Here is a 13,418-nt window from a genome sequence, read left to right as displayed (position 1 = left end):
CGTCACCCTTCCCTCTCTTTGTGATCTTTGTCTCTTTGTGCTCTTCGTGAGACCTCTTCCCAAACTAAACATCAAACGCAAACGCCGCGTACCCAACAAACGAATCGGGAACTGCGCTCTTGTCGGCGTCGGCGCTTGTGGCATACGCCAATAGCCGCGCTTTTTGCAATCCCTCCACTTTGGCAAAACCCATTGCACCTAACACAGCGCCTGCGGAACATGAGGAATAATCCTCCTCAGCGCGGCGCAGAACTTCTTCGCTGTCGCCGGATTCAACTGCTTTTATAAAAGCGGCGTCGTTTACGTCGCGTACCCAGCGTAAAGCAGCCTCTCCGCTGCCCTGCGGCGAAAAGCCGTAATTCAGTCCGTAGTGGGTTAAATCCGTGGAACCAAAAACCGTTACTTTACGGTTTAATTTCGCCGCAATTCGCGATATGGTTTTTCCGCTTTCAAAAGAATCTATCGCGGCGGGAAGGCGAAGCCACAATAAATTCGCCTTGGGGAAAAAATAATGCGCCATTGGCAAAAGAACTTCTACGGTGTTATCGCGGTAAATGTCTTTCGCGCCGCCGATTTCTTTCAACAAAGCGGAGCGTAAAGCGGCGTCTATTGGCATGGAACCGAAAGGGGTTCTTACCGCGTCTTCCATGGCGAATAGGGGCGGGCTTTCCGCGCCCAAATGACCGCCTAGAATAACCACCGTCTGGGCGTCACGCTGAAGGCTTGCCGCCCCAAGAGCGGCTGTCCTGCCGCTGTAGTACCAGCCGGCGTGGGGCATAATTGCGGCGCGGCAGGAGCGTTTTACATTATCAAACTCCGATAAAAACGCGGAAACCGCTTCTCCGTCTCGGGGATACCACCCCGCGGGCAATGAATAATCTCTTATTTGCATATAAAAACTTCCGATAATTATATCAGAGAAATAATAAATATGGAAATAAAAAATAAGAAATCCGGGAATTCATCGCCCGGAGGTTCGATTATCGCCGCCCTTTGCATAGTCATTTATCTTTTCGCGTTAGTTCAAGGAGCGGTTAGAATCTATTTAAGCATAGACGAGCGCAAAATAACGGCTGAACAGGAATTTTCAAGTATTGCCGATGTCGCCTTAGCGGCAGGAAATCAGAAATTCATGGACGACAGATTCATTAAGGCTATAAATAACGCGCTTTCCCACAGCAAAAGCCTGGAAGCGTTGATAATAACGGGGCCTGACGGCGGAAACGCTTTTGAAAAAAAACCGGGATATGCCATCACATGGGTAAATAACGCGCCTAGATTTAAAAATAAATTTTATTTTTTAAACGAAAATCTTTACAAGCCGCTGGCGATTTTGGACGTGCGTAACGCGAATATCAAAGGCGTAGCCGATGCCTTTGACTATGCTGAATTTATTAAAATAATGAAAGAAACTTTATTTCTTATACTGATAGGATTCGCCGTTTCTTTCTTTACATTGCTGATACAGTCGCTGTTGGGAAAAGGCGCTAAATCAGAATCAATTTTTGTTCCCATTAAATCGGAAAAAACTTCCCGCGTAATTAAAGATTTGGAATCGACATCCGGCCCCAAGGGGCTTTATTCTTCACGAAGCGGAATTGGCTGGGAAGAATATTTAATTGACAGGCTGGATTCTGAATTGCACCGATGTTCTTCGTCAGATAAAGATTTGGCGCTTCTAATAATGGATTTTACAGATATTGGCGAAGAAAGAGTTTTCAGGCAGGCTGCCGAAGAAGCCGTCACTTTCTTTACTTCAAGAGATCTGCTTTTTGAATACGGGGAATGCGGCATTACCGTTATTCTTCCTGGAACGGGGTTTGACGCGGCGGTCGCCATGTCGGAAAATTTTTACAAGCGCATAACGGAAAGATTCCCAAAAAGCTACAGCGAGGCTTACGGCCTTTGTATCGGCTTATCCACGCGCTCGGGCAGATTGTGTAAAGCCAACCGCCTGATTCTGGAAGCTATGGAAGCGCTTAAAAAAGCAAAGAACGATCCAAAAACGTCGATAATAGCGTTTAAGAGCGATCCTGATAAATACCGCGCGTTTATTGCGTCTCAAAATTAGCCGCGTTTTTAAAGAGCTTTTCTACTTGCCATTTTGGAATCATATAAATATATTCCCTGCCGCTTACATGGGCTAATCTCCGCCCCGTTTCATCCGCGTCGCTAAAACGAATTGTAACAATACGGCCATTCCCCAATTCCAGCACAATGCTTGTTTTGTCAAACATCGGATTCGCGCTGTTCACGGAATTTTCAAAATTATCGCCTTCTACGGATAACAGTTGGCGGATATAAGCGTCTACCGCGTTTTGATCCGGGTTTGTAACGGTAATGCCGGAAATTTCCCATCTTCTGTTTTTACGTGAAAAAACCTGCGTCTCCTGCGGCCTGTAAACCGACAATCTTTGTACGGCGCTTAAAGCAACACCCCCATTCTCAGTTTCAGGAATGAGCCTTAAGTTATACCAGCTGTTAATAGGGCTTGAAATATACGACTTAATCGCGCTGTCTCCCGCGCGAACTTCGTTCTGCCCCGCTTTGCGTAAATATATTTCGCTTTTATAAGCGTCCTCATAACCGACCATTAAATCAAGAAGAACAGTCTCCCCATAAATTGTAACCCTTGAAGGTGACTGCTCCAAGCCAAAACGTTCAAGGTTGGACGCGCTCGCGGAGCGAATAGGCCACGCCGAGCGGGTTGTAAGGATTTTTAAAAAATCTTCCACCCGCAATTGCTTTGCCGGATATTCAAGCCCGTTATGTGAAACAAACCATTGTCCGCTTTTCTTTTTCAGTTCAAATTCATTATCCGCGTCTTTTATCGCTATTCTAATTGTCTTTTCGGCGGTTTTTGAATCAAGCCATGTATATAATGATGATTTAGAGCCGATATCAGAAGTAAAAATAACGCTCGCTATATATGTTAATAATAATACTCCAATCAGCGTTCCTAGAAAAATAAGGCGGTTTTTATATGTCATCGTCTTTCTCCTTTACGGATTTTAATTCAGCGTTTCTCGCCCGCGCCCTGCGTCTTGACGCGAGAAACAGGCCTGCGATAATTACCAAAAGCGGAATAAAGCCGATATTTAAAATTTGAATAATTTTTATTACGGCGGCGCGGCTTTTTGGATCCGTAATTTTATCAAAGCGGCCTGTCTGCGGCTGCCTGCTTCGTATGCCGATTATATCATCGTCATTCGCGAGCCAGTCGGCGGCGCGAAGCAGAAAATCAAGGTTGTGCCTCGCCTGAGTGGCGTTGATCATGTTAGTGGCAAAATCAGCATCCCCTACAACAATTATCCGCGACTCTTGCGCGTTTCCCGGCATATCGGGAAGTTCTTCCTCTGAGCCTTCGCGAACAGGTTTCGCGCTGCCCCTGAAAAAACTTGGGAATATTCCGCTTAAGGCCGCTCCCAGAATCTTTACGCCCTTTGTTTCATTTGCTTCCATTTCAAGCAAATAGGGTATTTCAGGGCTTGTATAAAAAGCTTCTTTCATGACCCATGCTTGCGGAGTGCTTGTAAAAAGAACATCCGCCTGAACGGAAGCAGACGGAGCTAATTCAAGCGGGCTTGCCCAGTAAAGATCAAGACCGGAAAACCCGGAACTTACAGGATGTTTAACGTTTCCGTTATCGCCCAAAACGCCAATCCAAAGCGGATAACGCGTAATCCTGTACTGGACCGCGCCGCTTTGCGTCCTTGTCTGGTACTGCAATGTTAGCGCGCTGCGGTCCAACGCGAATTCCTGCCTGATAATTACGCCGTAAGAAGAAATCATTTCGAGTAACGTCTGGTTTCTATATAGCCTTGCTTCTAAAGAACCGCTAACGGTGTCTATGAACACTCCCTCTACCGCAAAAAGAACCTTCCCCCCCTGTTGTATATATCTGTCAATACGGTAAAGCGCCCAGTCATCCATGTCTTCCGTTCCTCCAAGCACAAAGAGCGCCGGCAAATTTTCAGGAATATCTTCGCCTATGGAAAGCAAACGCATTCTATAACCGGCTTCAGCTAACGTGGCTTCCAAGTAGCCGTAATCTTCCCTTAGTTGCCGGAAACTGTCGCCTATTAATACTCCCAACAGGCGTTCAGTGTCATTTATCAAAGAGCGTATTCTTGACGTAAGATCGTATTCAAGCGTATCCGTAGATATTACCCACGGCAGAACGTCCATTCTGTCAAGGTACTCAATAACTATTCCCGAATATACGGTGACAAGACTCGCGTTATCCTGTTCCACGGTCTGCACCTGCCTCGGCTGAAGGCCAAGCTCGTCAGCCTTTGAAAGCCCTGTTTTTAACGGATCGCGCACCGTAAGGCGGATTTTTCCCCGTGAATACGCGGCGTATTCCCTTAGCGTGTCTTCAATTTCGCCGGGCGCTGGAGTAACCGTCCTAAGTTTATTTGAAAGATAATAAGTGATATTTACAGGTTCGGTTAATTCTTTACGAAGGTTACGCGAAACTTTAGAAATTGTATACGCTTTGTTTTTTGTAAGATCAATACGCAGCCATAAACGTCCGCTTACCATTAACGCGAGAATAAAAGCGATAACAGATAACGCTGTAATAATGATAACTTGTTTTTTTGTCATACTTCGCTATCTCCATTTCCTAAAAAGGATAACCCTTGTGTTGATAAATAAAAATAACGCGGCGGTTAAAATAAAAAACGCGATGTCCCTTGAATCAATTAATCCTTTGGAAAAACTATCAAAATGAAAGGTAAGCGAAAAAAAGTTAATCCCCTGTGCAAGCCACTGCGGAAGGTTAAGTACAAACGTAATGCTATTAATAAGCATTACCGCCATTAAGATGACCGCGGTGCCAAGAAACGCCCCGCCCTGGCTTTTAGAAAGGCAGGATAATAACAACCCCAAAGCGGTCGCGCTCGCGCACAGTAAAAACGCTCCAAGGTATTCGCAAAAAACAGTTCCCGCGTCAAAACTCCCCATGCTTAACAAACTCAGCGGAAGCGGTATTGTTAAAACCAGCATAACGGCAAGCATGCAAAGCGCGGAGAAAAATTTTCCCAATACAAGATCCCATTCGGTAAAAGGCATGGTCAATAGCAATTCAACAGTTCCGGTTTTTCTTTCCTCCGCCCAGCTTTTCATGGTGATCACGGGAATGACAAAAATAAAAGCTACAGGAAACAAGCCGAAATAAGGGCGCAGAGTAGCCTGATCCGTTGAGAAATACTGCTGGAAAAAAAACAGCCATATTGAACAAAGCATAAGAAAGAAAACCGCCGCCCCGTAAAACGCCGGCGCGTATAAATACTGAAAAATTTCTTTCCGCGCCAAAGTCAGGGCGCGATATGGAATATATTTTTTCATTTACTGCGCTCCTTTTTCCTGATTTTGATCTTGATTTTGATCCTGATTTTGATCTTGATTCTGATTTTGATCCTGATTTTGATTCTGATTCTGATTTTGATTCTGATCCTGATTTTGATCTTGATTCTGATTTTGATCTTGATTCTGATCTCGATTCTGATTTTGATCTCGATTCAAATTTTGATCTTGATCTTGATTTTGATCTTGATTTTGAATTTGTTTTTTCTCATCGCTTGTAAGTTTTACAAAGATGTCTTCAATGCTGATTTTTTTCCTGCTCATGCCGAGTATTTTTAAATTCTGCGCCACCGCCCAATCAAAAATACGCTCTCCCGGATTTTCACCCTCTGGTCCAGCCGGGACAAAGAAATTGGCGCAAACGCATCCGTCCGCCGTACTTTCAACCAACACGTTGGAAATGTCACCTAATAACTGTAACTTGCCACCGACAACGCCCGTATCAACAGGCTCGCCGGCTTCGCTTACCCCTTTCAGGATAAGTTCCCATGTGTCGCCTCCCTTCATGGTACCTGCAATCTCTTCCGGGCTGCCCTGCGCCGCAATGCGCCCCTCGTTAATAATCAAAACCTGAGTGCAAATCGCCTCCACTTCCTGCAAAATATGCGTGGAAAGAATTACGGTTTTTCGTTTTCCCAGCTCTTTAATAAGGGAGCGAATTTCAATAATTTGGTTCGGGTCTAGCCCTGTAGTCGGCTCGTCAAGGATTAAAATCGGCGGATCGTGAAGAATTGCCTGCGACAAACCAGCTCGTTGACGGTACCCCTTGGAGAGCGTCTCTATCTTGCGGCTGCGGAATGCTGTTAAACCGCACGCTTCAAGGCTCGCGTTAATTGCCGCCTCGCGCTCATGCACTGGAATAAACCGCGCCTGAGCGGCAAAGTTTAAATACTCATCAACGGTTAAGTCCCCGTAAAGAGGCACATTTTCCGGCAAATACCCAATCCGCTTTTTAATTTCCAGCGGCTGTTCTTCAACGGAAATACCGTCTATATATGCCGTCCCATTCGACGGAAAATGAAAACCGGTAAGAATTTTCATAACGGTAGTTTTACCCGCGCCATTCGGCCCAAGAAAACCCAACACCTGTTGATCCCCCACGGAAAATGAAACATCCGTAACCGCCCGCACATTTCCGTACTGTTTAGACAGGTTTTTTACTTCTATCTTCGCGTTTGTGTTCATATTGCCATATTAGCAAATTTTATCAGTATTGGGAACATGGATTATTGAAAGAATTTTTACCACGAACTACTACACGATGTATGCCCAAAGAATTTATTCAGTACAGTCAGGGCAGGCTGCGCATGGCAAAAACTCTGGGGAACCCGACTACGGAGCCTTTCGGCGACTAAACAGCGGTGGGCAGAAAGCTTTATCTAGGGGTCGTCGCCGAACTTTTATTCTCTGAATTTTCTTTGTTTTATTCCCAAGTCTCCTACGTCGGAGAATTCCAGAAGATGTTTTTGCCATGCGCAGCCTGCCCTGACTGTACTCAAGAATTTTATAGGGCATACATCCTCTAGCGCTAATTAGCAATTTATCACTTCGTGATCTTTGTACCTTCGTGAGCTTTGTGTGAAATATTATGAATAAATTCCAAAGTGTTCGCATGGTTCGTTGTAAAAAAAAGAGAGTTACCTGCTCACCGCCCACACCACGCCGCCGCTAATTACCGCTGTTACCGGGATCGCTATTAGCGTAAAAGTTCGCCAGAACTTTGAGTTTTGCGCGTATCTCGCTGATAATTGAGACTGCTTCTTGTAGGTTTCTGACATTGCGGTTAGTTGTTTCCGTAAGTCCGCCAGTAAGTTCTCTTGCTCTTTGATTGTGTTCTCGTAGTTGTTTATTAATTCCGCGCTCGCGTTCAAGTTCTGTTTCAAGTCTTCCAATAGTTTCTGCTGCTCTTGCGTGTTGGTTAGAGTATCGTTTATCAAGGATTCCAATGTTTGTAAATCGTTGTCTATTGAAGAAAAGTCCTGCGAGAAGGCAACCTGCGAGGAAAGCGAGGAGAAGATACAGAATAGGGCGAAAGCGATGGATTGTTTCATTCAAATTAATTTCTCCTTACGAAAAAACTCACCCGAAGATCACGAAGACGCTAAATAAACGCACGGCGTAGCCGTGTAGATCAATAATGTCGCACAGCATAGCACCAATAAACGCCGCTGTTTGTTATAAAGGCAAGGCTGCCTTTAGGCAACCGCCAGTGCGCAAAGATCACTAAGAGGGAGAAGATACGTTGCACTTACGGCTATTAGTAGATAGTGGTTAGTGGATAGCATTTCGCTTCCTCTAACCACTACACCACCCCTAGTGTACAAATGTCACCTATCGGCACTATGAAAAAGTGGTGTCAGATACCCTTGTATGTACCTTGTACACGCCCTGATGTCAGACACCAAAGCGTGTACCATACGTTTGCGCCTATTATTTTAGTATTATATTGTATATCTCATCTGAACCTTTCTTAATTGAGAAATGCAGTGTCATATCGGATTCAACTGTCCAGAATGAACAATTAGTATTTTCTATGGGAGCAAATTTATTTGGTCGTCTATTTTCGCCTGATTGACCAATTTCCACTGAATCAAATGTATTTAAAGGCTTCTGTTCATTATTTATCGATCCACCTATGAAGAATGCAATACCTTCAGATGTATTTTTGCCCAATAGTTCTAATCTGATTGAGTTAATATTATCATTCTTCCAAGAAAATGAATGCCATGCATTACTATATTTATTTTTAATCTCAGTTCCATTATATTTAACTGAAACAATCTCTCTTCCCTTATTACTATCTAAAACTACAGAAATCGTATCTAAAGATACCGTACTCTTACCTTCTTGATAATCTTTATAGAATTGCGGGGTGTTTTTATATGTAAATTGATAATTCTCGGAGTTATTTAAACTAAGAGAAAAGTAAAAAAGATCATCCATGTTTTTAAACAATTCACTCCGAGATCTGTAATCGTTGTTTTGATATATGTCGCTGCGTAAATAATAATTTTTAGGTTCAAGATTAACGCGTATGCTTTGGATAATAGAACAGCCAATGGATTGGGATTGAAGCCAACATTCTAAAACATGCTCTCCTGGAGGCATTAAAACGATTGTTTCCTTTCCATATTGTTTCCAATCAACACTTTTGCCATCAATTTCTTTTACCTTTAAGGACCAAACACCGCCATCATACAAAGTATTTGTAGTTGTATCTACAAAACGTGTTTTATGATCAATTAAAAAAATTGCCGCATTTTCCTTGTTCAATTCAGGTGATAGTTTTACTGTAGAAACACATCCTATTACTAATAACCCAAATGTAAAAATAACAGTAAGTCTTACCGTTAAAAAAGCATTCTTTTTCATTTTCATCCTCCTAAGATGTAAAATTTACGTTTATTGTCCGTCGACATATAAACTCCACATACATGGCGTTTTTCAATATTTTGGATACGCAGACGTTATCAGATACTCCGTACCAACCATATTTGCAACGTACCTTGCAAAGCAAGGTACGCTGGTAAAAGGCTTGCGCCTTTTAACTACGAAAAGCATTGTCAGGTAACATTCGCTACTACTGATTAATTAAGTTGACTTATATTTAGCTTAACTCTATCCTCGTAACGAAATAGGCCTGTCTTTCCAGTATCAAACACATAAGTTTCACCCCATAATTTGTAGTATTTTCCAGCTTCAAAGTTATAGGTAATTTCCAAATTATCTGCCCATTTTGAAGATCCGTCGCTACTACTAATTACAGCTTTATTTCGCCAATGGACTTTGCTAATTTTATGCTCCCCAGGTTGAAGATAAAAATAACAATCATATTTACCCATAAAACTGCTTTGGTATCCTTCATAATTAACTGCCTTGTCGTCAATTTGCTGTATAAAAAGCAGACCACCTTGGGCATCATCAGGATAAAACTCGACTACGGCTTGAGCAGGGTCAATTAGGTCTTTTCGCATCTTGTTTTGAAAACCTTTAACCCTTTTTTCCCGCTCTTTAACTGCTTGTTGTTCCAATGCTTCAGGTGATGTCGCGCAAGCCAATCCCAGTACAATAAAAACCACGAGAGCTCCTGCCGCAATGATGTGCGACTTCATTTTTTCTTTCATGCTAATCTCCTTAAAATGAATTTTTTATATAGTAAGCCTTCTACGAAAGCTCCTATAAACAAAAAAAGTAAATCAAGCCAATCAAATGTACCGGGTATTTTTTCCGATATTTGGCTTATTTCAAAAACAAATCCGATTATGTAGAAACAGATAATATATATGGTTTGCTCTTTAGTTTTGTAAAACCAGATAAATCTTAAAAATAATATTGCTGATACGAACCAAAGGGCATCGGGTATGTTGTAAAGTAGAATGTCCGAAAATACTGACGGTTGTAATTGCACTAATTTATTATTTAAAAATATAGGTTTTGGTATCCATGAAAAAAGCAACATATTATTTAAATTTCTGAATAAAAGGTATATGACCATACCTGTAATAAGCGTAAATATGGATAAAAAGCCGTATAAATTTTTAAAGCGGCTATTTAGAGGGTGAAAATCAACGGGGGGGGGGGGGGGGAAATAAATGCCCGCCCACAGGGCGGGTAGAGAACACAAACCAAACCCCCCGGCCCGCAAACGTTTCTCCCACACAAAAAAAATGGGGCGGTTTTTCCCCCCGGGGGCCCCCCCCCCCCCATAAGAGTTCCACAAATAAATAAAAAAAAAAAAAATAAAAAAAAATAAAAAAAATATAAAAAAAAGAAAGAAAAAAAAAGAATAAGAAATAAAAAAGTAAAATGAGTAAGAGAGAGGGAAGGAGAGGGTGAGGGAGGGAGGAAGGGGAGAGGGAGGGGGGGGGGGGGGGGGGGGGCAATTAATGCACGCCGACAAGGCGTGTAGATGAACCAAATCCAAACGCCCCGGCGCCGAACAGCTTATCCCAGACGAACAAAATGAGGCGAGCTTTATCCCTCCGGGCGCTACTGCCTCACCTAAAGGTTCAGCGCACTTATACAACATGGGGATTTTATTTAGCGCCACGCTGTGCCACATTATCCATCTACACGGCTTTGCCGTGCATCTTTGAGCGCCGTCCGCGCCGCGGTCATAGCGAGGTATTCTACACTTTTTAGATAAGTAATTAACCGCCATTAAAACCCTTCACTTCCGAATGCCCGAAGCGGTTCTGTAGTATGGTACTAAGCAACAGTTTTTTGCCAATTATGGCAGTTTTTGTCGGTAATTGTGTATTAATAGCCACTTTTTGTCTCTCTAAGAGTATTTTGCGGTTTTTGTGGGGATTTGTCAATAGGGAATTTGGGGGAAAATGCCGTTTTTTTAAGGTGCGAATGGCAATCCGGCTACGCCTTTTAGCTAAGGAGTTTTGCCAAAGAGAGAACTACAGTATTTACTGTGATTTTTTGCCTTTGATAAGGCTCTATGCTTTTTCATGTTTTTTGTGTTTGGCAAAACTCCAGACTGTGATGTACCAATTACCGCTAGAAGATGTATGCCCAAAACAAAAATATTGAAAAAAATCTCACTATAGGTAATAGCCGGGCATACGCAAAGCTCTGCCGGTGATCTTGGCGTGGATCGCCTACCAAGCCACGCCAAAGCGTGCACAGCCACAAAAAGCACCGCGTAAGCGGTGTGGCTCAATTAATGCCACACGCTGAGAGCACCAAAAAATGCCGCAGTCCCCAATAAAAGCAAGGCCGCCTTTAGGTGGCCGCCAGTGCGATAAACGCCACGCCACTAATCACCGGAAGGGCTTTGCGTATGTCCGGCTTTTGTATAGAGTGATAATATTTTTCGCTATTAAATTCTTTGGGCATACATCGTGTCGTTGTTCGTGTGGTTCGTGGTAGATCTCTTCTTTGCAACTTCAGTTGTCATTCTCAAATTCAATCTGAAAAACATACCGGTCTTTGGTAAGAACCGTATTGGGAAAAATAGCCTGCGCTTCGGCAAGGAGCTGTTTTAATTCGTAATCGGTGTAACGGGGGCTGTAGTGAATCAGCGCCAATTTTTTTATGCCCTGCGATGAAGCGGCTAATTGTGCCGCCTCTACCGCAGTCATGTGCTTTTTTTCATGCGCGTCTTCAGCCAAATCATGGGTAAACATTCCCTCGCAGACAAAAAGATCGGAGCCGATGACATGAGTGGAAATTTCAGGGAGGGCAAGAGAATCCGTAACAAAGGAAAATTTTCGCCCCTGCCGCGCTGGGCCAACAACCTGCTCGGGACGCACTTCCCTGCCGTCGGGAGTTTGAATAACTTCGCCCTTCTGAAGCTTACCCCATAATTTTCCCATCGGGATATTAAGTTCCTGCGCTTTTTGCGGAAAAAATTCTCCCGGGCGCATATCCTCTTCCAGAGCATAACCGTAACAGGGCTTGGTATGCGACAGGGGGAAACACCTTACGTGAAAACCGTCACCCTTGTACACAATTCCGGGAGACGTTATTTCTTTTACGATTATTTCATAATTAATGTACATATCAAGCACGCGCCGGTTTGTTTCTATATACTCGGCGATACGCGGTGGGCCTATTATGTAAAGAGGATCGTCCCTGTCAACCTGAGATGAAAGCATTAATAAGCCGGGAATACCGGTGACATGATCGGCGTGAGTATGGCTTATAAAAATAACGGAGATTTTTTTCCAGCGCAGGTTAAGGCGGCGCAAAGAAACCTGGGTTCCCTCTCCGCAGTCAAACAGGAAAAGTTCTCCTTCACGCCTTAATAAAACGGATGTCAGGTGCCTGTTGGGAAGGGGCATCATGCCGACGCAGCCTAAAATAAACGCTTCAAGATTCATATTGTAAAAATCATTCGTCTTTCAGGCTGATTTTGTATTCTTTAAAATCATCGCCATTTATAACAGTGCAATTACGCCCGCCCTGTTTCGCGGTATAAAGCGCCTTATCCGCCAAATCGTACAGGATTTTTGTGTCATGGTAAGCTCCGCACCGCGAAACATATACGCCTATACTCATAGTAATATAATCGTAAACCTTTGATTTTTCATGTGGAATTTTTTTAGCGTTTAACGAATTCATCCAATGGGTAATGACATCATCAACATGGGCGATATCTTTTTCAAACCACAAAGCGCCAAATTCCTCGCCGCCGACTCTCGCGGTATAAACGCCCAAATCGTCTTTTATGCCGTTTAATACTTCGCCTATGACACGCAGGCAATCATCGCCTTTCAGGTGCCCGTAGTGGTCGTTGTAATATTTAAAGAAATCAATATCCGCGATAGCGACGCATAACCAGTCGTCGGATGACCTGTAAGTTGAAAGATACCTTTGAAAGGTGCTTGTAAAATCGCGCTTGTTTCTAAGCTGCGTCAATTCGTCAGTAATGCTTTGATCTTCATATTTGTTGCGTTCTTCCTCAAGCTCAGACGCGCTTAATTCCAACCCCATTCGTAATTTTGAAATATGCCAGCTAAAATACAAACACAGAGAACCGGCAATGATTATATGTACAATATCATAAATCCAGATATTACTAGCCTTTACAATAATTGTCGAAGCGATAAAAATAGCCGCCGCGCTTAACGCGAGAGTCAGGTTAAAATGAGGCGGATTAACATATAATAAAAGAGAAATAGAGAAAAAGATAAAAATTAATGAAGCGGGTTTGTCCGGAGTTGTTACAATATTTTGATATATGCCAAAAAATATTAAATTTGCGTAGGAGATTGAAATTAAAAAGTATATGATGCTATTTTTTACATTGATTTGCTGCATTACATAATTTGAGTACCAATAAGCCAACATGGCTATAAAGGCTACTACAAAACAAACGCCCGCTCCAATGATATTAAAATTTTCCGCCGTTAGAGGCACAACCGCGTATAAAACAACAAAGATCGTAACAAGCAAATTTCCCTGTTTTAAACTTTGCAGGTTATTAATAAATGAATTGCTCATACATTGCTGGTACTGCTCGCGCCCAAATGAGTAAAATCTCCAGTTGTATAAGAATTTCCGCATATACTTCCTTTAGAATATATTATATCAAA

Annotated in this window: 11 protein-coding genes; 1 reads left to right on the top strand and 10 read right to left on the bottom strand. The window is 42.9% G+C overall.

What is annotated here, in order from left to right; all coding sequences use genetic code 11:
• Positions 1 to 64: 64 nt before the first annotated feature.
• Positions 65 to 892, bottom strand: coding sequence for an AmmeMemoRadiSam system protein B (amrB, locus tag ACYVRA_RS15320; RefSeq protein WP_461253603.1), 828 nt, complete (start codon positions 890 to 892; stop codon positions 65 to 67).
• Between the two features lie 39 nt (positions 893 to 931).
• Here amrB and ACYVRA_RS15315 point away from each other — a divergent pair, with 39 nt between their 5' ends.
• On the top strand, positions 932 to 2,071 hold the full coding sequence (locus ACYVRA_RS15315; protein ID WP_461253602.1) for a nucleotidyl cyclase domain-containing protein: 1,140 nt from the start codon (positions 932 to 934) through the stop codon (positions 2,069 to 2,071).
• Here ACYVRA_RS15315 and ACYVRA_RS15310 read toward each other — a convergent pair.
• The 9 genes from ACYVRA_RS15310 to ACYVRA_RS15270 all read right to left on the bottom strand — a co-directional run bounded on the left by ACYVRA_RS15310 (position 2,052) and on the right by ACYVRA_RS15270 (position 13,389).
• Positions 2,052 to 2,990 (bottom strand): DUF4340 domain-containing protein, encoded by a 939-nt coding sequence (locus tag ACYVRA_RS15310; RefSeq protein ID WP_461253601.1) that lies wholly within the window; start codon positions 2,988 to 2,990, stop codon positions 2,052 to 2,054. The two genes, ACYVRA_RS15315 and ACYVRA_RS15310, sit on opposite strands and share 20 nt — an antisense overlap.
• Entirely contained in the window at positions 2,980 to 4,608 is a 1,629-nt protein-coding gene (locus ACYVRA_RS15305) for a GldG family protein (RefSeq protein ID WP_461253600.1), read from the bottom strand. The genes ACYVRA_RS15310 and ACYVRA_RS15305 overlap by 11 nt, the downstream gene beginning before the upstream one ends.
• A 6-nt stretch (positions 4,609 to 4,614) precedes the next feature.
• A complete protein-coding gene (locus ACYVRA_RS15300) occupies positions 4,615 to 5,352 on the bottom strand; it encodes an ABC transporter permease (protein WP_461253599.1) in 738 nt (245 codons plus the stop codon).
• Positions 5,353 to 6,555 carry an ABC transporter ATP-binding protein gene (locus ACYVRA_RS15295; RefSeq protein ID WP_461253598.1) on the bottom strand — a complete coding sequence of 401 codons (1,203 nt, stop codon included), beginning with the start codon at positions 6,553 to 6,555 and terminating at the stop codon, positions 5,353 to 5,355.
• 452 nt (positions 6,556 to 7,007) lie between these two features.
• A complete protein-coding gene (locus ACYVRA_RS15290) occupies positions 7,008 to 7,421 on the bottom strand; it encodes a hypothetical protein (RefSeq protein ID WP_461253597.1) in 414 nt (137 codons plus the stop codon).
• A 379-nt stretch (positions 7,422 to 7,800) separates the two neighbouring features.
• A complete protein-coding gene (locus ACYVRA_RS15285) occupies positions 7,801 to 8,742 on the bottom strand; it encodes a hypothetical protein (protein ID WP_461253596.1) in 942 nt (313 codons plus the stop codon).
• A 215-nt stretch (positions 8,743 to 8,957) separates the two neighbouring features.
• Complete coding sequence (locus ACYVRA_RS15280) at positions 8,958 to 9,494, bottom strand: hypothetical protein (protein WP_461253595.1); 537 nt, start codon at positions 9,492 to 9,494, stop codon at positions 8,958 to 8,960.
• A gap of 1,773 nt (positions 9,495 to 11,267) precedes the next feature.
• Positions 11,268 to 12,203 (bottom strand): ribonuclease Z, encoded by a 936-nt coding sequence (locus ACYVRA_RS15275; RefSeq protein WP_461253594.1) that lies wholly within the window; start codon positions 12,201 to 12,203, stop codon positions 11,268 to 11,270.
• Between the two features lie 10 nt (positions 12,204 to 12,213).
• Positions 12,214 to 13,389: a GGDEF domain-containing protein gene (locus ACYVRA_RS15270; protein ID WP_461253593.1), complete on the bottom strand. Its 1,176-nt coding sequence runs from the start codon at positions 13,387 to 13,389 to the stop codon at positions 12,214 to 12,216.
• Positions 13,390 to 13,418 lie beyond the last annotated feature (29 nt).

This window comes from Treponema sp. R8-4-B8, assembly GCF_054786175.1.
This window is presented reverse-complemented; position numbering and strand designations above follow the sequence as displayed.